We start from the raw sequence: 25754 nt of genomic DNA, 5'->3' as shown, positions 1-25754 counted from the left end.
AGGTTTTAATAAGTGGAAGAATACTCATGCAGTTCTTATAATGAATTCTCGGCTAGAATTAATGTTGAAAACTTTATCTCAACATGTCGGTTGGAATGTGGGCGCGCGGGGATGGTGTGGGCATCGCTACGGTGGCCTGAAGTCGGCTTTACTAAATTAGGCTCTCCTCGGGTTGGTCGCGGCAAGCCGGCTGCGGAAAATAATCTTGATCCGCAGTTCAAAGAGTTCGCTAAAGCTTACCTTTGGCACCAGAAATTTCGAGATCCCCGATTCAATGTTGCCCATAGCTATCTTGGCCTACGTGCAATAGAAGCGGCACTTATGCGGCTGAAAGGCGAGGGGGCAGTCTGGCAATGCAATGTACAAGTGTTGGACGAGGCAGTGCAGCTTTTGAGACAACACTATGTCGTTGGTGGGACCTGTTATCAGATATCGAGTAAGTTGGAGTTGCTGGGAAAATTTTTGTTTGACAATCAGCTGACGCCCTTTTCTATACATGGCTGGAAAAATCCAACTAGAAAGCCCGATGTGAAACGTACCAAGATTGGTAGTGAAGCAGAGCGCTACCGTCAATCCAAGTTACCAGATGATGCCGCTCTTGACGCAATCGCAGAAGTGTTCGCCGGAAACTCCGAGCTTCCTCGGGACATACTCACCACTTCCTTTATGGCGATGGCAATGTGCGCACCGTCTAGAGGGAATGAAATTTTAGCGTTGCCTGTGTGGGCTGAATATTCTGAGCAGGATAGGAACGGTGTCGTGCAGTATGGCTGGAGGTTTTTTTCCGCCAAAGGCGGTGAGGGCGACATTAAGTGGATTCCTGCCACGATGGCGGGTATAGGAAAGACTGCCTTTCAACGAGTTCGAGCGTTAACCGAGCCTGGACGTAAGCTTGCTAAATGGATCGAAGATTTTCCGAACAGGTTTTATCGTCATCCCAAGTGCCCTGCTGTTCCTGAGGACCAGCCGCTGACCATGATCGAAGCGGCACTTGCGCTAGGGATGAATCCAAGAGATAGGCAACAAGCTGCTACGGCTTTGCACTACAGGGGGTTGCCTTCCCGTGATGGACAAAACTCGTTGGCATCACTCTGGCAGCATTCTCTTGAACGCTTGCCCTCGAGCTTTCCATGGCTGGACAAAGACAAGAAGATTAAATTTAGCGAAGCGTTATTTTGTATATTAAGAAACCAAGCTCATGGTTCTCGTGCTTCAATGCCAATAGAGCTGCAAATTCTCCCTGTCAATTTTTTTACGTTTGATTTAAGTCCGCGGCCTAACGTTAAAGGGCATCAAAGCATTTTTGATCGTCATAATTACAAAGGGAGTAGCGGCCAATCAATGAAAGTCAGCACGCACCAGATTCGACATCTCTTAAATACCTTGGCAAGCCGCGCGGGGTTGTCTCAAGAGCACATAGCTAAGTGGTCTGGTCGAGCTAATATTTTGCAAAACAGAGCGTACGATCATGTCACTGATACTGATAGATTAGCTAAAGTCGAAAGTAAATTTAAAGCAAGTGAGGCGCCTGAAGGTGTGAAGTTAGTGCAGCGATCCATGCTGCCCGTCAAGGAAGACGAATTCTTGGGTATCATTACTCCGGCCATGCATGTGACTGAAGCGGGCTTTTGTGTTCACAATTTTATTATAGCGCCGTGCCTTAAGTATCGCGATTGCAATAATTGCGAGGAGCAGGTGTGCATCAAAGGTGATAGTGAAAAGTTAGAAAGACTGAAAGCACGTTTGACGCGTATGGAATCGGTTCTTGCATTGGCGTTGGCTGGGGCGGACGAAGAAACGATAGGTGCTGATCGTTGGGTTGCACATCACAGAGTCTCCATATCCAGAATAAAGCAGCTGATCTCACTTTTAACGGACAACGACCTGCCAGACGGTTCTTTAATACGCCTGGCTGGTGACAGCTATAGCCATCTTCAACGAGCTGTCAGCAGTCGGACAGCTTTAGCTAAGGAGGTAGAATAAAAATGGCAAAGCATTTAACCGTCAAGGATGTAAAGGCTATTGTTGAGCATATAAATAGTGTGGAACAAGCAGGTTTGACCTGGGATGCGATCTGTGACGGGGTAACGCTCGTTATAGGAAAAAGGCCCACCCGACAGTCTCTATGCAAACATGTAGCAATAGCTTCGGCATACAAGAGCCGTAAAACTAATGAGCGTACGGCTGCCACTTCACTTGCCAAGCCTGCAAGCTTAGCAATCGCCGCCCAACGCATTCGACGGCTAGAGTCTGAACTTGCCGAACAGAGGGAGCGTAACAGGCAGTTGCTCGAGCATTTTCTCATTGTCCAATACAACGCCTATAAGCATGGTGTAAAGGAGGATCAACTTCTGATGCCTCTGCCCCCCATAGATCGGGAACGAACTGATTCTGCATGAGTGTTGTTCTCGAGAAGCATTCGTCGACTAAAAAATACGGTAATCTTAGATTTCGGCAGGGTAAATTGAAAAAAAAAGCAAACTACGTTCTTTTTCTTGATTTCGACGGTGTACTCCACCCGGACGCAGTCTATCTTTCCCGGCAAGGTCCAATGCTCCGGGCTGATGGAGAGCTATTCATGTGGGCACCGTATTTAGTTGAAATTTTGGAGCATTTTCCATCCGTGTCAGTAGTACTCAGCACTAGTTGGGTGCGTCACCTAGGCTTCAATCGTGTTTTGGGGTTCCTTCCCGCGTTTTTGGTGGAGCGAGTCGTAGGAGCAACTTGGCACAGCTCGATGGGTAAGGTCTGGGCAGACGAAGCCGTATGGGATGGGCGCACGCGTTACGACCAAATAAGTAGATATGCTGCGCGGGCGCACCTTAGTCAATGGATCTCACTTGATGACGAGTCGGCAGGTTGGGCGGAGGATGCATTGGATCGGCTTGTCGCTTGCAATTCACAACTTGGCTTAGGCGATCCTGATGCACGGCGAAACCTATACCAGCGGCTTGAGCAACTTGCTAATAGCCGATTGCTATGAAAGATAATTTCGGGCGCGAGCCTTATCTGAAGTACCCTAAAAGCTTTCGGACGCTGTGCAAAATAATCACCAGTCCTCTTTAGGGCTCAGCAGCCCTTTACAGGACGATTATGCTAGTACTATTGGTTAATGGTGCAAAAACTGGTCGACCAAGCGTAAATGCCTATCTTGAACTGAAGTTGTCCGCTTATTCGCGCCAAACTTTTAGCAATGTTAGCCAAGATCAGGATATGCATTTTCTTTTCATTTGTGGAGGGCATATCTATTCTATAGGAGGGCACCGTACCGAGGCTGAGTTTATCACTATGGATCATGCTCGCATTTAGGCGAATCTGGCTGCGCCTCGATACGGCGGCCTAAGAAATCGACCATTTCTTGTGAATCAACCCTCACGAGCTCTTCAATAAAATCTTCCAGGACTCCAGCTCTTTTAAAACACTAATAAACTGTCTAAAAGACTTTAAAATCTCAACTCCATCGCACACCAACACAACAAGAGCCTCCTTTCGGATCCAGGTAAGAAGTTACAACGCCCCAAAAAAAATCATAAGAAATCATATTCTCGTTTTTTTATCAGCCTTGCCTAGCAAGTCTTCGAGTATTTTGTCATGCAACTCCCTAAGAGCAGCGAGCTCAGAATTTACGGAGCTGCTAACTGTAAATTTAAAACCAATCAAGGCATCACGATAAAAGTCAAAATGCATATTTGATCTTTGTCCAAAAACTATGTGTGGACTGCTTACGCAAGATGACCAATCTCCATTCATGCTTGATTCGATATGAACACCCAATCCCTTTTCAAGCTCAACCTTCGTCAGCCGAGGTTTAAGAATAAATTCATTATCAATTAAACAATAACCATTTTTAGTATCTACCATACCGTACACTCACTTATTTTTAAAACGAATGTAGTACAGGGGGCGAGTATGTTCTCAAAATTCGGAACAAATATCTGATCAAAATTCCCAGCACCTAGATTTGGGTTAGCTGTTAGCGCTGAAGCAGAATTGACCTTGCTGCCGACTTGGTGTTGCCCTATAACTATTCAATCCGAAGTCAGACCTGCAAACGCTTTGCGAAATAGAAGCTTGGGTCAGCGAAATTTCGGCAGCTGGATCAATTCTGCAACATCGGCAACTTTCGGAGTCTTTCCTTCAGCAATCGCGGCCCGATTTTCAGCACTTAAGATTTGGCCATACCAAGGTCATCCCAGTTATCACTCGGTGCTCACCAGTCTTCGGCATTTGTACGAACAACACCTGCCCAGCAGTACCAGAAATAACAACAGGTGCGGAAGCACACGACTTCGCCTGTTGCTTTTGCAGCAACTAATAAAACTCAAAAGTCTTGCAACTAACAATCTTCGAGTATTTTCAACTTTCCCGGCCCATACCATATTATTTTTCGATAATTCCCGGTCAGTATTTTTTGATCCCTCAAAAACTCAAATACTTCAGCAGGACACCAATCTGAACCAGCGGAAAAGCAAACCCCCTCATCTCTCAATATTGAGAATATCTTTGCCTTAAAGTCTTGATCGGGCGCCGTCAATGATAGTTTTTTTTGCTCCTTACATGGTGCAGCGACAAAACCTATACCTAAAAGAAATTCAATCACGCTATCATCTATGACTTTTACTACTATTTCAGATAATGCTCCTTCCGAAACAAAGGCTCTTGCATCAACACTCATTTCACTATCACCGTCGTAATGGTTTTCACTTTCGCAGAATCAATCGTAGGAATTGAATCGATAACCATCTCCGGCGCACCGCCTGGAAGATGCTGACCTGCACCTTGAAAGTACTCGTTTCCTTGAAGGGGACTATTCGGGGACATTTCAGTAATTCCGTCTACTTGACGCACCTTGAATCCACTAGCCATAGAACCCTGCTCCAACCCCATTGCCTGTTCAAGCTGGGCTGCCTGTGATCTAGTGATCACCGTTTCCCCACCGATATTTAGAGGTCCGGTAATACTGGAGATTGCCTCTCCATCGGTAATATAGGTTCCATTACGGCCAATGGTCGGATATTTATCCCAACCAATCGGGCTCATATTGAAACCTTTATTTTCTTCAAGCATAGCAGCCTGACGTTGGCGTGCTGCTTGTACAGGGTCTAGAGCGTCAACTATTTCTCCAGTTGCCCCCCTAACACTCTCACCGCCTCGCGGAAACACCACCGTATCCGCAGCAGAAAGGCTGTTGAAATACTTTCCTGCCAATCCAAACACGCTCATTTCGAGCACGGACTGACCGGCGCTGGCCGCCAGGTCTTTGGTTATGCTCGACTCGCCAGGGAACGTGTCAAGGTTAAAAGCAGCCTCTACTCGCCCAGGCTGGTCGGATATGAAGCCCGCATTGATCTGACTTGCGGAGTCCCACGCGCCCACCAGTTGCTGGGTGCCCAACACACCTAACCCAGCCGGTAGAGCACAGGTCAAGACGCCTACACAGACCGGCGAAGTAGCCATCATGCCAGCATAACTGCCTATGCCACCGACAATGCCTGAGGCAGTGTCCACGCTCGCATCCGCAGCTTGAACAACGTTGCCGTGGGCATTCAGGAAGTCATCGCTGCGATCTGTCCAGCTACGACCTCCGAACTCTCCTGTTGCCTGCAGCATTGCAATTTCGGTTTTGTAGCCTTCACCGCGATCCTGACGCTCTTTGAAGTTACCGTACCGTGGATCATCGACCGGAATAGAGGCCGCGCACTGGGACAATGCGCACGCAGCATCATTCAGACGATCTGAAAGCTCTGGATTGAGCGTTCTCAGTTTTTCCAGTGCAGTCGTTTGAGGCTTATGCAACTGAGCGTTATAACGCTCAACATTCCCCGCCACCCACGCAGCATCATTCGGATCGCCGTTCACCAGTGAGCCCGCCGCAATGCCGACGATCTGGGCCGTCGCGACGCGGAACTGATCGTCCGTCACAAAACGGGTATCCAGGTACTTGCCGAGGTTATCCGTCGCGACGCTCGTCAGCCCCTCAGCCGCTCCGGCAGCAATTGCGCCGGTTTTGAAGTCTCCCCCACGGGCGGCTGACAGTGCGCCGCCCAGCATGGCGTGCAGAAAGATTTTCTCTGCCGAGCCTGGGCTCAGATCCATGTAGTCTGCAAAGTCACCTAGGTTTTTGTTGCCAACGGCAGCTGCCAGGTCAAAACCTTGCGACACCAACGCAGAGCCCAGATTGTCTTTCAGGCTACCGCCGTTAATGGCCGTGGAGATGCCGCTCTCGATAACCGCATGCGTGCCGCTGCGCACGACTGCATCCTGCGCTTTCTGCCAACTGAGCCATTCGCTGGAGTAGCCCGGATTTTGTACCGGCCCACCTGTGATGACCTTCGCCCCATTTCCGTTGGCCGGGCTTGCACCCTGAAACCAGGTGCTGTCGGCATAGTTCAACGCACCGGCAGTCAATGCGCCAATGGTGGCGTTCTTCAGGCTGTCGCTGCCAAAGGTATCCTTGAGAGCAGTGCCCAGATTGCCCTTGTTGTTGATGACGCTCACCGCGCCGGTGCTGGCCATGGACGTCAGTGCTGCCGTGGCCATTACGTTACCCCAGCCGGCAGCTGTATAAGAAGCGCCAGCTGCGAGAGCTTGAGTGGTGGTTGCTGCCGCCATGGCGCTTCCCGAACCTGCGGTCGCACCTGCTGCGCCTCCTGCCAGCGCACTCGCCCCGCCTGCCGTTAAAACTGTGACGATGATGATCACCGCCAGCATCGCTCCCTGGCCCATGCCCGAGTGGCTGTATTTGAACGAGTCGTGAAGCTCTTTCACCTGCCGCCAATCCACATCCCCGCGCTTCTCGGCGTCCTTGATCCAGGCCAGTTGCGGGTCGGCCTTGACCATGGTGTCGATGGTCTGGCTGACGGTTTGTTGATTGACCTGTTTGACGTCGATCTTCAGCCCGTTCACGGCCTGGATCACGGTTTGGCCCTGGGCGACCAGTTCGCTCTGGCGCAGGGTTTCGTCGGTGTTGCCTTTGCCCTTCATCGAGAACCAGGCCATGTCGCTCTTGCTCTTGGTATGGCTCTCGTCGTGCAGGTCTTTCACGCCTTCGAAGGTCACTGCCCCGCCGCTTTGCAGGGTCAGGTCCTGGCCGCTTTTCAGCTTGGCGACCTGGTACAGCTGATCGCCGTTGCTGGCCAGTGTGAGGTTGCCAGCAGTGCGGATTTCAGTACCGACGTTGGTGGTCTGGGTGACTTCATCGCGCTGGGCTTTTTTCGCCCCGAAGCTGCCCTTTGCCTTCATGTCGTAAAGGGTGTGTGTGCTGTCCTGCGCGGCTAGCAGGCTGAGGGTGTTGCCGCTGTACAGGTACGCTTCGTTGCCGGCGGTGATCTTGCTGGCGACAAGCGTGGGGTTGCGGCCAGCCTGGACGCTCACGTTGTTGCCTGCGGTCAGTTCGCTGGCAAGCTGGGTGGTGCGGTCGTTGGCTTCAGTGATACGTTTTTTGCCGTCCTTGGTTTTGGTCGCGATGTTGTAAACATCGCCCGCCGAACTGACGTTAATGTCCTGACCTGCAGCCAGCCTCAAGTCGTTGCCCGCCTTGGCCTTACTGGCCAGAACATTGACATCGCGCCCCGCATCAATCCCAAGATCGCCGTCCGCCGTCACGGTTGAACTCAGATTCTTCACATCCGTGGTGATGACCGACTTGTGCCCGCCATCAAACAGTTCGTGCTTTTCGCTGCTGTCGGTTTTGGCCAGCAGGTTGATGTCGTTGCCCGCCTTGAGCGACAGGTCGCCACCGGCGCTCATGGCGCCGTAGTTGGTGATGTCCCGACCAGCGTTGAGGGCGAGGTTTTCACGAGCGGTGATGGTGCTGCCCGCGTCGGTTACGGTGCGCATACCCGCGCCGTCACGCACCTTGATGGCGGTGCGGTCGTTGAGGATGTCGCCTTTGACGGCGGTGAGGCTGACTTGCCCACCACGAATCTCGCCAGCCATCGCGTTGCGCATGCTGTCCTGGGCGATCATCTGCAGGTTGTTGCCGGCGTCGACCAGCCCGCCCTGATAGATACTGCCGCCGCTGCTGACGTTGAGGTTGTTACTGGCGCGCAGGGTGCCGACGTTGATCAGGTCGCCGCCCGAGATCAGGTTCAGGTCGCGGCCCTGGATCAGGCTGCTGCCGCGCAAGTTGCGTGAGTCGGCCTGTGCCAGGTACAGCACCGGCACAAGGACTTTCTGGCCGTCAACGACACGGTTTTCCATCCACACGATGTCGTGGGTCAGGGCGCTGACCTGTTCGGCGTTCAGCGCGACGCCTAGGCTGAGGTTCAGGGCGCTTTTGCTGGCCAGCGCGTTGTCCATGAGATAGCGGTACTGGTCGTAATCGCTGGTGAGGCCGTCGGCGAGGAAGCGCTGTCCTGTTTGTGCCAGTACTGCGTCGCGTATCAGGCGCTGTTCGTACAGGCCGTCACCCAGACGACGCCAGTTGTTGTCGGGGCTGATGTTGAGGCGACTGAGGATGTAATCGGAACCGAGGAACTGCGACAGGTTGGTCAGGTTCGGGTTGGTTTCGATCAGGTAGTTACTGGTCGGGTCAGGGTTGCGAATGAATAGCCCGTAATCGCCTTTGGGCAACTGAAAGGTTGCGCCTGCGGTCGGGTCCACGGCGGCGAACGGAATGCCGCTGTAGTCCACCGGAGTGAAGACCGTCTGCACGCTGCCATCGGCGGCGACGCGCTGGACGGGCTTGACCGACGCCACGGTCGCAGTGCTCGCGTCGGTGGCCTGTTTGTTGATGGTGATGTCGATGCCACCGACCTTGATGCCTGTCTGATCCTCACCCAGCTTTCCGGTGAGTATTTCCGGGGTGTTGTTGGCGCGCAGCGAACCGTTCTGCACAGTGCGGGCGACGTTCAGGTTGACCGTACCACCCGCTTGAAGCGTGGCGGCGTATTTGGGCTGCGTGCTGTCTGTCCAGACCGTGACATTGCTTTGTTCTTCAAAGCGACTATCGGAGGAACGAGCCTTGAGCACTTCAAAACGTGCCAAGTCAAAGTTGCCAGCAGCCACAGCGGCTTTGAAGGCCGGGATGTCGACGAACTCCATCTGATCCCAGTAGCCGGTGTCGATCCGGCCCGGTGTGCCGATCGAGATGCTGTTCTGCCCGGTGCGCTCTGAGGCGCCCTGGTTGAGCAAGTCGTTGGCGGTGATGCTCAGGTTGCCATTGGCGGCCAGCAGGCTGTAACGGTTCTGTACGTTGTCAGCCTGAATGGTCAGGTCCTTGCCTGCCACCAGTCGGGCCGACGGGGAATCCTTGACGGCGGTTTCGAGCAGGGTCTGCTCAATGGTAATTGCGCCGCGCTTGAACGAGTCATGGCCGTCGCAATGTTGGCCGCACTGCCAGTTCAGGCTGCCGCTGACGATTTTCTGGCCCAGCTCGAACTCGGCCTTGGCGTTTTCCACAGCGGTGGCATTGATGGTGATTGCGCCCTCGCTTTCCACCGTGCCGGACAGGTTGCTGAAACGCTGTGCTGCGCTGCCGTCCAGATTGGCCACGCTCAAATCACCACGACTGTAGACGTCGCCGTACAGGTTGCTAAACGTGCCGGTGCGCAAGGCCATGGCGCCGCCGCTGAACAGCAATGAATCAGCGCTGTTGGTGATGGCGTTGCTGGCATTGAGGTTAACGGCGCCCTGTGCGCCCAATGTGCCGCGGTTGTCGATCTGTGCCGCGTCGATGCGCAGGTTCTGGCGAGCGGTCAGATAGCCGAGGTTGTCGAGGGTGCCGCTGAGTTTCAGGCGCGTGTCGCTGCCCGCGCCAATGCGGCCACCGTTCTGGCTGACGTTGTTGGCGGTGATGGTCAGCAGGTTTTGCGCAGACAGGCGGCCGCTGTTGGTCAGATCGCCGTTCAGGTTGAGCGTCAGGTCGCCATCGCTGAGCAGTTCGCCACCGTTGTTGAGGCTGTTCAGGTTGAGGGTCAGACCGGTACCGCTGGCCAGCCGGTCACCGGCCAGCAGTGCCAGTGAGTCGCTGGTGTAGGTCAGTGCATTATTGAGCTGCACCTTGCCCAGCCCGTCGACAGCGCCGAAATTCCAGTCCCCGCTGCCCAGCGCGGTAATGCTGCCACCCGTCCCGGAGACGCGATTGAAGTCCAGTGTCAGCAGGCCGGTGTTAGCGTGCTCGATGCTGCCTGCGCGGTTGTCCAGAGCATTTGCCTTGAGGGCGAAGTCGGTGTTGCCGACTTCGATACGGCCGCTCTGGTTGATGATGCTGCCGGCAAAATCGAAAGTGCTGGTGTCGGTGGTCAGGGCGCGCAGTGCGCCGGTGCCTGTGTTGTTGATGCCAGCATTGTTATTGACCACGTTGCCCAAAGCGCGCAGTTGCCCCGAGGTGTTGTCCAGCGAGCCGCCTTGCAGATTCAGCGTGGTATTGGATTCGATCAGACCGCCGCGGTTGACCAGGTTGGTGGCGGTGAGGTTGACGCTGTCGCCGCTGAGCTGGGCGCCGTTGGTGTTCGACAGTGTGGTGCCAGTCGATACCAGCGAGGTCTTGGCGAAGAGTTTGCCCGCATTGCTGGTCAGCGAGTCCACGTTCAAGGTCAGGCTGTCGACCAGACTGGAGACCATGCCCGCCTTGCTGCCATCGCTGCTGGTGTCCAGCGAAGCGGCGGTGATGTTTACCGTGTCGCCCTGAATCGTGCCGCCGACGTTGCTGACGGTGCCGCTGCCCAGCGCCAGCCGCGTGGTGCCGCCACTGGTGAGCAGCGTCCCGCCGTTGTTATCCAGCGTGCCGCCGGTGTAGATCAGCCCGCCGCTGCCCGCAACCAGTTGGCCTTGCTGGCCGTTGCGCAGGGTGGTTGCTTGCAGGCTCAGCTGTTTGCCACGAATGCTGCCGCCCTGGTTGTTGAGGTCAGACGAACCGCTGATCGTGACCAGGCTGCTGCCCGCATCGATGATGCCGGTCATGTTGCTCAGCAGGTTGCTGACTTTCAGAGTCACGTCGCCGCCACTGCTGACCACTGCGCCGTTGTTGTCGTTGATCAGCCGTGGTGCGTCGATCAGCACGTTCTGGCCGAGCAACGTACCGGCGCTGTTGTCCAGCCATGCGCCGCTGAGCAGCAGGCCGCCGTCGCTCTGAATCTGGCCGCCGCTGTTAAGCAACTGAGCCTGGCTCGCCGTCGGGGCAAAGCTCAGGGCCATGCCCTGCGTGCCGGCTGCCAGCAGGCCTTGCTCGCGGTTGTCGAGACCGGCGGCGTTCAGGTCGATGCGGTCACCGACGATTTTGCCGCCACGGTTATCGATCTGCGCACCCGGCGCGCTTACGTTGACGCCGGCCCCCAGCACGCTGCCGCTGCGGTTATCCAAGCCTGTCGCGTTAAGGTCGAGATTGCCGGTGACCGCCAGCAGGCGGCCAGTCTGGTTCAGAACATTGCCACCGGTGACGCTCAGCAGGTTCTGCGCCTGAACGGTGCCGCCGGTGTTATCCAGTGTGCCGGTCGCCGTCACCCGTGCATCGCCCGCACGGGCCGACAGCAGGCCGGAGCGGTTATTGAGCGAAGTGGACGCAACGGTAAGGCTATTGCCATCGATCTGACCCGCACTGTTATTCAGTGCATCCGCACTGATCGTCAGGCTGCCGCCAGATGCCTGAATCAGGCCGCTACGGTTGTCGATTTGCGCGCCCGGCGCAGTCACGTTGATGCTCGTCCCCAGCAGGCTGCCGCTCTGGTTAAGAACATTGCCACCGGTGACGCTCAACAGGTTCTGCGCCTGAACGGTGCCGCGGGTGTTATCCAGCGTGTTGCGCGCCGTCACACGTGCATCGCTCGTACGAGCTGACAACAAGCCGGAGCGGTTGTTGAGCGTGGTGGACGCAACCGTAAGGCTACCGGCGTCGATCTGACCGGCACTGTTGTCCAGTGCGCCCGCGCTGATCGCCAGGCTGCCGCCCGTTGCCTGAATCAGGCCTTCGCGGTTATCGAGGCTGTCGAGTTGCAGGCTGGCCGCCTGCCCGGTAGCAAAACGAATAACGCCGGACAGGTTGACGATGGCCGGGGTCGAGATGAACAGCGACTGTTCACCGACGAGACGTGCCGCCAATCCCTGATTAATGATCTGGCCGCTGGTCAGGTTGACCGCGCCGCCTTGCACCACGCTCTGGTTGTTGAGGGTCTGAGCCGCATTGATAGTCAGTGCGCGACTGGCTTCGATGCTGCCGGTGTTGGCAACCACCGGCGCGTTGATCGTGACGTCCCCTGTCGCGTTGCGGCTGTTGTCCGCTTCGATGCCCGAAGCGATGGTGCCCGCGTTAGTGACTTTGCCCGCGTTGATCTCGACCCGCTCGCGTGCCGCCAGGCTTTGCTGGTTGACCAGCTCGCCGTCGGTGCGCACGTTAACGCTGCTCGCATAGGTTTTGCCGGTCATTTCGACGCTAGGTGCATTGACGTTCAGCGCACCCTGCGCCGAGGCCTGCGCCATGTTCAGGTGACCGTTGGCGTCTATCTGAATATCGCCGGCACTGGCAGCCATATTGCCTGCCGTCTTTACGCCGACACCCTGTTCGGTGCCAACCAGCTTGATCGCGTTGGCGTACATACCGCCAAGCGCAGAGGAATCAATGGCCAGTTGCGGCTTGTCGGCGGCATTGGCAGCACGCTGTGTGGTCGCCAGCGTGTCGGCGTTGACGTCGTTGGCACCGGTGACGATGTTGAGTTGTTTTGCGTAGATATCGGCGTTGATCTTCGCCGAACGGGTGATCAAATCGAATTGGTCGACTGCGCTTGCATCCAGGCCTTTGCCATCGATCGTGACGCTGCCGCCGTCCACGGCAAAATGGTCGAGTTTGCCATTCGCATCGAGTACCGGCTTGCCAGTGCTAAGGGTGACACGAGGCGTGTTGATAAAGCCGCAGCCGCTGCAGGTGACGCCATACGGGTTGGCAATGATCACCCTTGCCGCCTGCCCGGCCACCTCGGTGTAGCCATTGAGCTGGCTGGCATTGGCGCCAGTTACTTCATTGAGGATGGTGCTTGCGGCGCGCCCGCCTAACTGATTATTGCCAAGGATATTGCCGCCCAGCTGTGTGGCTTGTATGGCATTGGTGGCGTTGTTGAGAATCACACCCTTGCTGTCGACGTTGTACTGCTGGTACTGGTTATGCGAAAGCCCTGCCGCGTTGGGAGCGGCAATGTTGATGACCGGCACACCGTTGCCTGCCTGGCCTACGGACGTATTGGTGGTACCGCTGACTGCTATCCCGTCGGCCTGCGCCCAGATCGGCTGCCAGAACATGACGTTGGCTAGCAGCAACGCCAGCAGGCGCTTGGGAATGCCCAGAAATCGCGTGCGCTCGGCTACTGCAGCAGAGGGCTGACGTGCCAGCAGAGCCAGTTGATGAGCGTCCATGTGGGCGACCTCGGAGCAGCGTTATTAAAGGAAAAAGTCCATGCGGAAGTAGATCGGCGCTTCGCGCTCGATCACGTCGGGACGTTCCAGGGAATGGGCAAAGGTGACGGACGCAGCGACGTGCTGGCCGCGGGTAAACAATTCCAATGAGTTGCTGGACAACCGACCATGGTTTTGGCCGTTATAACGATCATTGCGGATAACCCCCTGATCGTAGCCAGCGGCAGCGCCGTATTCAGTGAACACCGGGCGCAGCCAGTCCAGCGCAACCGGACGCGTCAGGCGTATTTCGTTGCGCCAGTAGCCGCCGCTGTCGCCGGACAGAAATTCATCCTTGTAGCCGCGCACCGACGACGAACCGCCAAGGCTCAGGCGTTGCGGGCTGAACAGCACGTCTTCGCTGCGTTGTCCGGTGGCCAGGCTGGTGAAGACCAGGTTCTCGCCCCACAACTGAAACGGATGCAGGTAGCTGATGGTACCGGTGTATTTGCGGTAGCGAGCATCGGCTTCGCCCGGCCCTGGATCGTGGTTGCCTTGTGCATCCAGCAAACCGATGCCCTGTTGCATGCCCAGGTCGATGTTGACGAACGCAGACCCGACTCGTCGGCCGTGGTTGATGCCGAATTGTGCTTCGGTGATGCGGTTGCTGCTCAAGGCCAGCTTGCTGTCCTTGACGTAGTTGTTGGTGCGCAGGTACGCGAGACCGGCGTTAAGCGAGGTCTTGCTGACCGAATCGCGGTGGATCACGCGCTCGGCACGAAACTGATGGTTCTGGCTGTCGCCATCCTGGTTGAACTTGAAGCCATCGGCTTCGGCCTGCGAGCGATATTCGGTTTCGCTATACAGATAGCTGAAAGTCCACCAGCCCCACGGCAGGCTGTATGACAGAAGGCCGTTGTGCGAAGCTTGCTGGTGGTCGCTGACCGCATCATGACCGCCGCGCAGACTCAACTGATCGGCAAGACCTAGCGGGCTGTCCCAGTCCAGACCCACGTTCCACTGCTGCTCGCCAGTACTGCGCTGGCCTTCGTTATTGCGCGAGAGGTTGGCACGCCAACGCTTCTGCGGGGTATTTTTGACCATAACATCGCTACCGCCAACAGCCTGACCCGGAGTCAGCTCCATTTGCGCCTGATTGGACGGCAGGCGGTTGAGCTGATCAACCATCTGCTCGATTTCCCGCAGATTGAGTAACTCGCCCTCTTTACCCGGAAAGGCCATGGCCAGTTCGCGATCCGAGAGGCCGCTAGCAGCGTCACTGCGCAGATTCTCTAGTTTGCCTTCGATGACCAGCACCTGCAGGTCACCCTTGGACAGATCCTGCTGCGGCAGATAGGCCCGAGTGGTCACCAGACCTTTGTCGATGTAATGGTCGGTGATGGCCTTCAGCAGTTCATTGAGCTGGGCCACGCCCAGGCATTTGCCCTGAAACGGCTTGATCAGGGCATCGCGCTCAGCGGGCGACAAGGAATCCGCGCCTTTGAGTTCGATGCGATTGATAGTGAAGCAGCGGGTGTCGGCGGGCGTGGCGGGTGTTGTCGGCGTGGTCTGCTTGCCGGGTAGGTCCTTTAGCTCTTCCAGGCGACGACGCTGCTCTTCGAGCAAGCGGTCCTGGCGATCACGTATGAGATCCTGTTCACCGGGGGTTGCAGCCTGAACAGGCGTAAACGCTCCCGTGGCCAAGAGCAGCGCACACAAACCCAGCCATGTCCTTTTAGAGGCAAGCATAAATATTCCATTAGAAGCGCTAGTGGCGAGAGGTACGCCTGTTCGAGACTAGTCAATACGACGTTCAGTGCCATGCCAGATAGAGGCAAAGTGACATCATGTGTGACGATTGTGAAACAGACCACACATATCTCAGAAAGTTCCCATTAATTTCTATTTTGGCGCTGACCTCTAAGTACTTATGCGGTTGCTAGTAAATAGCTCGTCCTGCTCTTCATCTTGCAAGCGTACTGCTAGTCACCCCGATCCTCCATCCACGGTCCCATAGCCATAGCAGCAGCGGTCAAAAAAAGCACCGGCAATGCTAGTAGGGACAGGATGCCTACAATGCTAGTGGTTATTATGTAGCTGAGCACCTCTCTCACGCCGAGATCAACGGCCATACTCCAAGTGTGCAAGACCAAAGTGACTGTGAAACTCGCGCATGAGATAGATCCGAACAGCATCATGAGCCCCACCGCACCCAGCGCGAATGCCTCTCTTTTATACATTTTCTGTTCCTTGTCGTAGTCATGCCACACGGCACGTAAATAGAATCACAGCGAAAGAACTAAATCGAGCCAAAACCGCGCGACTAAACTCAATGAGCTCTGGACCATCGCTACTGGTCTGGTGAGGCTGAAGTTATAAAATCAGGGAGAGTATCAATAGCCATATTGAAAAGAGTCCCATGAAAGACCTTGCCTTTTGTCCATCTACTCACTGCAGGGCGTAGCGCCCTTGCCAACAGCTTCTACGGCATCCAACAGCTGCTCTAAAATGCCGAAGCCTTCGGCATGGGGAATCAACTCGTTCACCAGATCCGACGCGTTAAAAACGAATGGCTCGTGAGAATAGTTCATCCTGAAAAACTTCGTCGCTAGGAGTGTGCCAACCACGTTTAGCAGCTCCTGTCCATCCTTACCGGTTAGCTGAGGGAAAAACATCGCTGCCGTGGCGGTGGCCAACGGACGCATTTCTGACGAGCTTTCGGTGTAATCCCAATACCATCGTCCTTTGGCAGGGCAAAAATTAGGGGACTCGTCCTTAAGAAAGTAGTTCTAATAGCTGCTCTGCCACATCCATTGCGGTGGTTTTAGTAAAAAAGAAGCTCCATCCTCCGGCCGAACGGTCACCTCATTCGTTCTACCATTACCCCAAAGCTCAAGAGGACGCTGCATCAGGTAGTCCAAAGCGCGATTGCGCAGGTTGAAAACTGCTACCCGCCTGTCTATCCCACTTTGCAGTTGCGACTGGGTCCGTCCTTCAGCTACCCCGAGAATGGTTGCTCCGATATCAATATTTTTTTCATGTAAAGGTTGGAGATCCAAATAAACACGTCCAGTCAACGGCGCAGGTAGATGCTTCGAGCACCCCGGCTCCAAAATCAACGGAACTATCCTCACACCAGGCTCATCAGCGATCTTGGACAGCATGCTCAATTCATCATACAAGCCTGACCCCATGCGCTGAGCTGCCTCCAGGTAGTCCTGATCGCACAAACACAGGACTATCAATGGCCGCGGTTCGAGAGCAATGCTGATGTTACGAGTTATCGACTCACCGATCGCGATGCTGTCGCGATCCCAGAAAACATCGTACTTCCATGTGAGGTTGCTCAGGATGCTCTGCCGGATCCATTCCTTGTTACTGAAACCATTGCCCCACGCGTATGAAATGAAAATTGAGCCGTGAGTCTCTTCTGTTGCCATGTGCAATACTCTTTAAGCTAAAGTGAGCATGCCTCTGTGACGCCATAAGTTCTTGCATCAGTCGCAAGCCAATGTGCCGCTAGAGGGTGCTATCTGTAGTGGTCAACTGATCCCGGACACGACGTTAAGTTTTTTCTCGTACTGAGCGGGTGCCAGTCCATTATTGAACTGGTGTGGCCGAACCCAGTTGTAGCGATGCATCAGATAATGACTGATATCCCGCTGTGCCTCTTGGGCCGTCATGTAGCCCACGGCGGGTATCCACTCGGTTTTCAAGCTGCGGAATACACGCTCCATCGGCGAGTTGTCGTAGCAATTACCTCGGCGACTCATGCTCTGGCGCATGCGGTATCGCCAAAGCCGCTGGCGAAACTGTCGGCTCCCATATTGGGAGCCCTGATCTGAGTGAAACAGCAGGCCCTGAGGCTTGCCGCGTTGCTCATAAGCCATGTCCAGCGCCTTGATGACCAAGTCCGTGTCCGGTTTGTTTGAAAACGCCCAGCCCACCACCCGACGCGCATAAAGATCCATAACCACCGCCAGGTAATGCCATTTTCCTTGCGCCCAGATGTAGGTGATGTCGCCACACCAAACCTGATTGGGCGCGGGTACATCGAACTGCCGATTCAAAATGTTCGGAATGTCAGGCCTCTCCACTGTTGCTTTTTTATAAGCATGAGAGCCAGGTTGCTTGCTGATTAATCCCAGTTCCCGCATCAGGCCACGTACCTTGAACCGGCCAATTTGCTCGCCATCTTCCTGCAATACCGAAACGATACTGCGGCTGCCAGCAGCGCTTCGACTTTGCCCGAACAGCTCATTGACTCGACTGAGTAAACGAACCCGCTCGGTGTCTGGAGCCCGACGCCGCTGGCAATGGTCGTAGTAGCACGAGCGAGGTGTCTCGAACATCTCGCACAGCAATTCGATCGGCTCATGGGCACCTAGCTGATCGATCAGCGCAAGCGCTCGTGTTCTTCCGACATCAAGAGCGCGGTAGCCTTTTTTAAAATGGATTTCTCCCGCTCAAGACGAGCGATGCGCGCTTCCAGCTCCTGAATTTTCTGCTGCTCGGGCGTCAGGGCTTTGCTCTGAGGCGTCACGCCATTGCGCTCCTGCTGGAGCTGGCTAACCCAGCGACGCAGCGCAGACTCGACCACTCCAAGCGAGCGAGAAGCTTCGACATGGCTATAACCTTGATCGAGCACGAGGCCTGCGGCCTCACGTTTGAATTCAGCGGAGAAGGTACGGCGTTGCTTGGTCATCAGACACCTCTATATCTGGCGATATTCTCGCCTAAATGAGTGTCCGGAATCATTAGACCACTACAACATATTGAGTGGCTTTCATCATTACATTACGTTACAGCCTTTGCCCCGAGCATAGAGTGGGACGCGACAACCGATCCGCACATGGAGGAACACTGGGTCGCTATTGCAGCGTATTGCTTGGAAAACTACGTAGACGATGATTTCACCTGGCTATTCTGCAGAAGAGCACTCTCTCTACAATTCTCTTCAGTAAAGGAACTGATCGTCGAGAAGCTACAGAACGATGCGGATGACTGGCTCAAAGTCGGGCGAAAATTGTCATTTCTAGATCCCGTACAACTAGAGGAAATTGCTAGGTTCTCAACAGAGCTATGCTCAAGCGTTCTATTAGCCCAAGTATTGGGCTTCCTAGTTGCAGCTTTGCAAAAAGATCCAGAAAGTTTTGATTACTGGTCACTATGGCCGCTGTCTCAGTATATGAGAGACCCTACTGACATCAGTAGTCCACCCCTAGATCGATTAATTTCTGCAATATACATAAGCAGCGCCGAAGATGAGGGCGTTGGAGTTCTAGAAGAGTTGCGAGAAATTGGCAACGAAATTCAACTGGCTGGAGGATTGAACGATCAAATCAGTGATGCCTCCCCTTGGGATGACCTGGACATATTACTAACCTATCGTCCGCATGGTGAAGGTAATTACGCTGCGTTATGGAAAACGGCTTACAAGGATTGCATTGAGCCGTTAAAATCTTATGTCATTGATGGTGATCTCACGGAAAGTTCAAAGCAGTTGCTTGCTGCCGTTGAAGATATAGATATCGATGACCGTTATCTACATTGGCTCAGAACTTTGCAGCACTCGGTCTATTCCGAGTCTCAGTATGAGGCTGCAACGAAGGTATATGTCGCAGGCAGACTCGCAAAGATAAAAGATTGGTGCGAACTGAACGCTGTTGAGCAATATGTAAACTCCAGAGTAGAGCACCCTATTCACGATGTGCTTTCGACCGTTGACTATGAATTCGAGCGTGCTCGCTTAAAGCGTTGGATCGATCACATTGCCAAAGTTTTGAATGATAAAACAAATGCTATAGTAGCAGTTAGAACTGACTCTCAAGATGCTCGGCATGGAGCTGGAATACTTGCAGACTGCACTCTGCCCAGGTCATATCTAGACCGACTCTCAGGAGCTTCGATAGGGTGGAGAAAATTAGGGACAGATTATCTTGCTCAGTTAGCCGGTTGTAATACACCCGAGATACTATCTGATTTTTACAAAGCTGCAGGCTCTCTAGAAGCCCAAGAACACCTGATCTATTCGTTCCCTAATCTCTTAACGGAGAACGAAAAGAAAATTCTTGAGCAAGAAATTCACTTGTCCTCAATAAAGCTTGCTGTGAGCATATCTGACGTCAAAAGAAGGCTCATGTCACTCGACCTCAATACCGAAAGCTCAATGCAAGTTCGAAGTATGGAGCTAGCTTTTGAAGCAAAAAATTGGACGCAATGTGGGATTCTAATCAAATCAGCTCAGGCGCTATTGCACCGACTTGAAGTTGAGGCGAAGCTGTTAGCGCAACATGAAGAATTGATAGAGGGTATCCGTGCATTTGAAGCAGATGTCGATCCAAGTGAGGAAACGTCAGTCTTAGCAACGAGATATCAGGCTCTCATCGAAGCATCATCTAATAGAAGACACCATGTTAAGGTTCTAAGAAAATTCGCTGATACTAGAAATTTGTCGTCTGGACTATTTGATTGCGCTTTGGAGCAGGTTAAGCGACTTTCCGCGCCAGAAGCGTTACCAAATGCTAGCGAGTCGCAGTTCCTAGCGGAGGTTTGGGAGTCTTTGCTGAATCCTATTGCCGACCAGTTGAGAAGGCCACAAGTTCTTCAGGCTCAGTATAAGAAACTTTTGGAGTTATTGGCATCGCAAGCTATAGAGGCGATGCCTTCCTTGCTAAAGGACTTGAGTCTAGGGCAGTCACTAATAGAATCATGGCTAGACTGCGCGACTCTGATTGAGGATGTTAGCACTGCGGAAGAACTTAAAATTGTTATTAAAAAGTTTGCTATCGATGCTGATCTCTCTGGTCTGATAGAAGAGCTGGAGATGGTCGACGCACAGCCAGGCGATATTCTAAACCCGATTAAGCTTGACGATTTCATTACAAGTCCACCATCAGATTTGACTTCCGCGGAGCACTGGCTGTTGGGGGACTATAGAGATCTGGTTTATTCATGGTTACTCCGTCATGCGCCTGAGCCATCCATAGCGATGGGGGGGTATAATGATGCGATGGAGTGTAGAGACTGGACCAGCGGCTTAGCGCTCAGCCTTTCATCGATTCATGACGTCACCTCGGTAACAATTACAATTGACTCACCTGAACGGGACGCTTTTTTAGCAGCAGCGATATGTACTTTGAATATTCCTGCTGCTTTAGCAGACATTGAAGCCTCATACGCACTGGGTTTAATTACTGCGTGCGAGAAAGCTGGCCCCGTCCAATGGGCACTTAACCAAAAAGGAAAGTTAGGAAGCGCAGTCATTACTGATGCCATTGGAGCGATCATCCTGAGATGGGCAAATAAGGATATTACTGACGTTGGTACGGGCAAGCATGACTTTAGAAGTCAAGTCGGAACGGCTGTGCGCGAGCTTAGCAATTTACAAATTTCGACAGACGTCCCCCGCCAAGAAGCTGTCGCGTTATTCGGTAGGCCAGAACTTCCAGCTTTCCCTCCCGGTATTGCGATGAAGCTTCTCTGGGATATCTTCACTGGAGATAAGCAACAAGCGGAGGTTAGAGCATCGCTGATGCTTCTTCTGTATAAAGTCGGCCTATACAAACATATCGGGCTATGCTTCACGCTACCGCCTATAGATATTGAAAAAAGAGTTGCATTAGCATATGCGCAGTTATTAGGCTCGTCAGACTCCTCTCAAGGTCGAGAGAGCCTTGAAAATATTCGCGGAGCTTCGCAATCCAAACCTTTCGTGATATTCACACAAGCGGTCTTGGCGTCAGTAACACGAAACAGTGGATTGCCGGCTGAGATTGAATTTGCATCTCCTTTAGAGAAAGCGTCTGGTCGGAGAGAATGGACTGGGATTCTCACGATTACGCCTAGGTCAATTAATCCGCCACTGGACATAGAACTTGAACTACCTGGTGACGGAAATATAACTTTTGGGAATGGTCGGAGCAAAATAAAATTTGTTGGTCCGTTTTTTGGCACGAGGGAAGAACGTGTTAACTTGATAATAAATATACCGGAGCTGAGTTCGACAGTGATCCGGGTACGATGTGAATTCATAACACTTGAAGAAAAGCGTGTTATTTCCGATATCGACTTAAGCTTAAAAGCGGATTCCGCTATTCCATTTCATCCCACAAACTCCGATCAGCTCAGCAAAGCATTTGGCGATTTCCCTAAATTTCAAATGCGTGGCCTTGAATATGTTCATCGAGATGAAGACGAGAAGCGAATTGAGACGGCCCTGTTCGATCATGAACGCGCCGGGAGCATCTGGATATCAAGCCCGCGGCGTTCGGGTAAAACTACAATGTTGTTTAGGATCTTGGACGCCTACTCGCACAAAGTCGGTCGTGATAATGCAATTATTTTCTTGTCGATGGACAAAGGCTTTCACACGGTCAAAGATTTTAATCACTGGGTTTGGTCACGTGCTCAGTTCAATGATGAAAATTTAGAACTGAGGAATGGCATTCTTGATTTCGCCCGAATCGGTGAGCAACTTCCGTTTGCATCAGGTGCAGATATATTTCTAACGACTTTGGCGAAAGAAATCATCTCTAGATCTGAGGGACTTACGCGCGTATATTTCTTAATTGATGAAGTTGACAAACTTGCCGAAATGACGTTGTCGGGAGGAGTCTCTAAAGATGTGGCAAATGAACTAACGTGGCAGTTTCGCCACATTATCTCTTCCCAGCCTACAATCGGCATCGTATTTTCAGGATCAAATCCTGCACGAACTATGTTTGTAAGAAATCCGCAAGCTGCTTTGTATAATAGCATTCAAAACTTTGATTTAATTCCGTTTGGGGCAAAAACCGAGTTACAGAAAAGGCGTTCTCGTGAGATTGTGGAGCCTGCAGTATTACGTGGAAAATATAAGCTCCCGGATAAGACTTTAGAATTCTTAATTAAGCTAACGGCAGGTATACCTTATTATATGAAATTAGTCGCCGGAGCTACTTACGCAGTTTCACAGCAAAAATACCTAATGCATTCGGACGTTATTCAAGGTCTTGCAGCTCTCTTGGATAAGTCAACCGGAGTAACTGCTTTAGACAGTCTCGATGATCCAGGGGAGGACGAGCTTAGAGTTCTTTATACTCGGGACGAAAGGGATCAACTGCTGATACGGGCTGTCTTATATTCCGCCGCAGAAATAAGGAGCCCTGTTTCCGGCGGTCCATTAATGAATGGCGAGCTTAGATCGCCAAGATCACCATTAATTGGTCGATATAATTTTTCAAAATCTGATATTAATTCTGGCGTCGAAAGCGCGATCCAACTGGGGTATCTTAAACGACATAAGGAATTAGCTGCGATCGAGTTCAGCATCCCAATGCTTGGCGAGTCAATTCGCCATCGTTCAGGAGCGCTTTGGGCAATCATAAACGACAAACTTGAACAGTTGGTCAGCGCATGAATAATTCTCTGATGCCTCAATCATCTGTTGCTCTAGCGCGACGCGTTGTAAGGTCCTGGATCAATGGTAGCAATACGATTTTAGTATCTCCACCGCTTACAGATGCTACCTCTCTCTTCGATCTCTTGAGCGATCGGAAATTTCACATAGAGAGCGGGGTGGATAGCGGTTTGTTGTCAATAGCAAGATTCCGGGCTGGTCGGATTGAAAGCCCTCAGACATTCATAAATGGTGTAGTAGCGCAATGGGACCCTACTGGCCTTATCCAATGCGAAGGTAATGACATTGGTGGCGATCTACGTAAGGTTTTAAAGGCAGTATATGACTCCGGCCGTATACCGGTACTGATCATTGAGGCGTTTCACCAAGCTGTGCGGACGCTTACTTGGGATGTCGGCACAGCATTGCGTGACTTGGAGCACAATTTAAAATTACGAACTGTCGTCGAGTTACCGGTCAAACTCAGCACTCTCCGGAGTCGATGGGCGGTCGAGAATAATAAACATGACTTTCTTGCATCTGAATTTGGTCAAGGGCACAGCACGCTAACGTTAACAGGATATACACAGTCTGAAGTAGAAGCTGCAGTCGCCACTCATAAGCTCAATAAAGTTTTCTTTTTAAAAATCTTAGATCTAAGCGGAGGCATACCTGACTTAATGAATTGGTTGATCCGCGAAGCTGAATATTGTGAAGGTTTAGATGAGTTGACTAAAGTTGCACATAATGGTGCCGCTGATATCTGCTATCGATTCTTCAAATGGCTGGATGCTCGTGGTGAGAAATCATTTACGCGCACTCTCGCCAAAATGTATAACAACGAGTCGTTGGCCACAGTTTTTGCTCGGATCGACTTTCATGAATGGTCAAACATGCTCCTCACTGAGGGTGGGGAGCTTCGCTCACAGTTAGTTGGCTATTCGGCTTCGCAGCAGATACTACTTGATTCGACGCTTAGTACGGACGGTTGTCCGAAAGTTTCTAGCGAGGCCGATTGTACCGGTTTGACAGAGCCCGCGACGAAAAAGGAAATCATTGTCGTAGCTGCTACATGCTGGGGTGTACTCCATGGTGGTATTAACTCCTTCAATTTAGATTTTTGTGTTTCATTGACTCATGACACAAAGCAGAAATACGAGGTTATCTGTCTCGTCCCAACAAATGCCGATATTGTTGAAGAAGCCGACGGTGTTGATGTTCGTTACATCAGGGTTGAAGGCGGAAGTCAATTCTTCGGCTTTGATGTATCTTTGGCTCGTGAAATACTGCGGGACGCAGGTGAAATAAGATTTGTGCTTGGTCATGACCTAATAACCGGAGATTTTTGTTGTAACCTAGCTATGGAATTTGGTGCGAAGTCGATAGTTTTTTGTCACATGTCTTACGCGGCATACTACTCGATGATGAACTCATCCGAGCAGAGTAGTCATAAAGTTGAAGGTCAGCGTAGATTATTGGCTAAGGCTGATGTCGTATTCGCAGTAGGTCCAAAACTGGCGAAACACGCTCAGGCTCTTTTGAGGATATCTACATCCCGCGCACAGGTGTATGAGTACATACCCAACTTACTTAACCTGCATCCAGCACGTTCTCCTAGGGGGATACCGTGTATCACCTACGTAGGACGGCTCGGGCAGGGCTCAGAACTAGTGAAACAAGGCTTGCTCGCAGTGAGCGCCATCGGTGTAGCTATCAAAGAATTGAGATTGCGAGATCCAGTGGTCCGGTTTATTGGCAGCGCCGATGCCCAGGATGAAGCGCACTACAAAAAACTTATAAATGACGGTGCCGGTAAGCTTGTCAGTACTGAGTTTCTTCCTTTTAGGAATTCCAGATTGGATACGCTAACACACATCATGGATAGTAGCTTGATTGTAATGCCATCTGTCCATGACGGCTTTGGTTTGGTAGGATGGGAAGCTATATCTCTCGGAATACCATTAGTAATCTCGCAAAATACAGGAGTTTATGAGTATCTTACTGAGCTAGGGCTTCAGAACTATGTTGGTTCTGTGGATGTTCTTGGGAGTATGGACACTCCTCGAGAGGACGATGTAAAGTCATTATCGGAGCAGTTAGTTGTGAAGCTTAGAGACTTTGAAAAAGCGCATGATGATGCTGCTACACTTTTAGCTCGGATCAAAAATCTTAATCTGAATTCTGTAGAAAGTTTTACTGCATCTATGAAAATGGCATTTAATTGATGCTTAGGGAAGCTTTCTTCAATGTCTGGTTATTGTCAATTTTGTAGATGAAAATTTTAATGAGCGCTATTGTAAAATCTACTAGATTTGACGTGCTTTTGCTCGGTTCTCCTGAGAGGGGAATGACTTCCCCCTCCCATGAGCACAGTAGTCTACTGTAAACAATCCCACCTAATGAAGACGGTGTATGAACCACGAGCACTTGAGGCTTTCAATAGCTAAAGCTCTTTGAGCGTTCACGTCGAAACTTATCATGAGTGGTTGGCTCCAGAAAGGAATCGGAGTACAGTAACGGCCATCAGGTAGTGACTTTGAACATCTGGTGTAAACTTTCGGAATTAATTCGTATAAAAAGTGCTACTGTGTTTGAAGCAATACCCTAGGCAATACATCCCAACTTATATAGATGAACTGTGTCAGTACTATACGCTTGTAAAAATGCATATGGTATTGGCACACATAAAGAAATAACCCCAGCCTTGAGAGCTGGGGCTTATCCCGTATCGCCTTTGCAGAGGTGGATCTCCACGGGAACAAATAGTACATATCGTTCAGCTATTAATGAACTACTTATAAATGTGCTAAAAGATTTTGTGATAACTATTTGGTTTGAAGCTCATTCTTTCATATTCTTATTTTTTTATTCAACTCATCCAGTAAATCGTGTCCAGACCACGTGAGCTGGTACCTCCACTTTCACATACCAGAAAACCTCCAGTCATCATCAACCTCATTCCTTAAGACCAGTCGTACCCAGAAAGTACGGCGGGTGCAGCGAATTTGTCCAAATCCAGGTAGGTCATTCCTGTAATGTCAGATGACTCTTG

General features: G+C 52.1%; 12 protein-coding genes. 5 read left to right on the top strand and 7 right to left on the bottom strand.

Features of this window, described 5'->3' with window-relative positions; all coding sequences use genetic code 11:
* Positions 1-12 precede the first annotated feature (12 nt).
* The 3 genes from I9H09_RS24175 to I9H09_RS24165 are packed head-to-tail and all read left to right on the top strand — an operon-like array spanning position 13 to position 2983.
* Positions 13-1983: a hypothetical protein gene (locus I9H09_RS24175; protein ID WP_236502414.1), complete on the top strand. Its 1971-nt coding sequence runs from the start codon at positions 13-15 to the stop codon at positions 1981-1983.
* A gap of 2 nt (positions 1984-1985) precedes the next feature.
* A complete protein-coding gene (locus I9H09_RS24170) occupies positions 1986-2399 on the top strand; it encodes a hypothetical protein (RefSeq protein ID WP_019741356.1) in 414 nt (137 codons plus the stop codon).
* A complete protein-coding gene (locus tag I9H09_RS24165; RefSeq protein WP_236502413.1) occupies positions 2396-2983 on the top strand; it encodes an HAD domain-containing protein in 588 nt (195 codons plus the stop codon). The genes I9H09_RS24170 and I9H09_RS24165 overlap by 4 nt, the downstream gene beginning before the upstream one ends.
* A gap of 554 nt (positions 2984-3537) precedes the next feature.
* On the opposite strand, the gene I9H09_RS24160 is transcribed toward I9H09_RS24165, so the two are convergent.
* The 7 genes from I9H09_RS24160 to I9H09_RS24130 form a co-directional block, all read right to left on the bottom strand.
* Complete coding sequence (locus tag I9H09_RS24160; protein WP_236502412.1) at positions 3538-3861, bottom strand: hypothetical protein; 324 nt, start codon at positions 3859-3861, stop codon at positions 3538-3540.
* Between the two features lie 475 nt (positions 3862-4336).
* A complete protein-coding gene (locus I9H09_RS24155; RefSeq protein ID WP_236502566.1) occupies positions 4337-4675 on the bottom strand; it encodes a hypothetical protein in 339 nt (112 codons plus the stop codon).
* Positions 4672-13344 (bottom strand): two-partner secretion domain-containing protein, encoded by an 8673-nt coding sequence (locus I9H09_RS24150; RefSeq protein ID WP_248972590.1) that lies wholly within the window; start codon positions 13342-13344, stop codon positions 4672-4674. Before I9H09_RS24150 ends, I9H09_RS24155 begins: the two co-directional genes overlap by 4 nt.
* A gap of 24 nt (positions 13345-13368) precedes the next feature.
* Complete coding sequence (locus tag I9H09_RS24145; RefSeq protein WP_236502568.1) at positions 13369-15072, bottom strand: ShlB/FhaC/HecB family hemolysin secretion/activation protein; 1704 nt, start codon at positions 15070-15072, stop codon at positions 13369-13371.
* A 695-nt stretch (positions 15073-15767) separates the two neighbouring features.
* Positions 15768-16028 (bottom strand): hypothetical protein, encoded by a 261-nt coding sequence (locus I9H09_RS24140; protein WP_236502569.1) that lies wholly within the window; start codon positions 16026-16028, stop codon positions 15768-15770.
* 84 nt (positions 16029-16112) lie between these two features.
* The gene (locus tag I9H09_RS24135; RefSeq protein ID WP_236502570.1) at positions 16113-16763 is read right to left on the bottom strand and encodes a toll/interleukin-1 receptor domain-containing protein; all 651 of its coding nucleotides are present in this window, start codon (positions 16761-16763) and stop codon (positions 16113-16115) included.
* A gap of 102 nt (positions 16764-16865) precedes the next feature.
* A protein-coding gene (locus I9H09_RS24130; RefSeq protein ID WP_122346372.1) for an IS3 family transposase occupies positions 16866-18028 on the bottom strand; the annotation gives its coding sequence in 2 pieces (ribosomal slippage) (positions 16866-17773 and positions 17773-18028; 1164 coding nt in all).
* Positions 18029-18175: 147 nt separating this feature from the next.
* Here I9H09_RS24130 and I9H09_RS24125 point away from each other — a divergent pair.
* Entirely contained in the window at positions 18176-22723 is a 4548-nt protein-coding gene (locus I9H09_RS24125) for an ATP-binding protein (RefSeq protein ID WP_248972589.1), read from the top strand.
* Positions 22720-24927: a glycosyltransferase family 4 protein gene (locus I9H09_RS24120; protein WP_236502602.1), complete on the top strand. Its 2208-nt coding sequence runs from the start codon at positions 22720-22722 to the stop codon at positions 24925-24927. Before I9H09_RS24125 ends, I9H09_RS24120 begins: the two co-directional genes overlap by 4 nt.
* Positions 24928-25754: the final 827 nt, after the last annotated feature.

Origin of the sequence: Pseudomonas tremae (assembly GCF_023278125.1) — a bacterium.
Lineage (GTDB): Bacteria > Pseudomonadota > Gammaproteobacteria > Pseudomonadales > Pseudomonadaceae > Aquipseudomonas > Aquipseudomonas tremae.
Note: the sequence above shows the minus strand (reverse complement) of the source record. Positions and strands in the feature narration are given on the sequence as shown.

What these genes read in the sequence shown, in the direction of transcription:
- I9H09_RS24155 (WP_236502566.1), bottom strand. Translation starts at nt 4,675, where the DNA reads ATGAGTGTTGATGCAAGAGCCTTTGTTTCGGAAGGAGCATTATCTGAA.
- I9H09_RS24135 (WP_236502570.1), bottom strand. Translation starts at nt 16,763, where the DNA reads ATGGCAACAGAAGAGACTCACGGCTCAATTTTCATTTCATACGCGTGG.
- I9H09_RS24140 (WP_236502569.1), bottom strand. Translation starts at nt 16,028, where the DNA reads ATGCGTCCGTTGGCCACCGCCACGGCAGCGATGTTTTTCCCTCAGCTA.
- I9H09_RS24145 (WP_236502568.1), bottom strand. Translation starts at nt 15,072, where the DNA reads ATGCTTGCCTCTAAAAGGACATGGCTGGGTTTGTGTGCGCTGCTCTTG.
- I9H09_RS24125 (WP_248972589.1), top strand. Translation starts at nt 18,176, where the DNA reads ATGGAGGAACACTGGGTCGCTATTGCAGCGTATTGCTTGGAAAACTAC.
- I9H09_RS24120 (WP_236502602.1), top strand. Translation starts at nt 22,720, where the DNA reads ATGAATAATTCTCTGATGCCTCAATCATCTGTTGCTCTAGCGCGACGC.
- I9H09_RS24165 (WP_236502413.1), top strand. Translation starts at nt 2,396, where the DNA reads ATGAGTGTTGTTCTCGAGAAGCATTCGTCGACTAAAAAATACGGTAAT.
- I9H09_RS24150 (WP_248972590.1), bottom strand. Translation starts at nt 13,344, where the DNA reads ATGGACGCTCATCAACTGGCTCTGCTGGCACGTCAGCCCTCTGCTGCA.
- I9H09_RS24170 (WP_019741356.1), top strand. Translation starts at nt 1,986, where the DNA reads ATGGCAAAGCATTTAACCGTCAAGGATGTAAAGGCTATTGTTGAGCAT.
- I9H09_RS24160 (WP_236502412.1), bottom strand. Translation starts at nt 3,861, where the DNA reads ATGGTAGATACTAAAAATGGTTATTGTTTAATTGATAATGAATTTATT.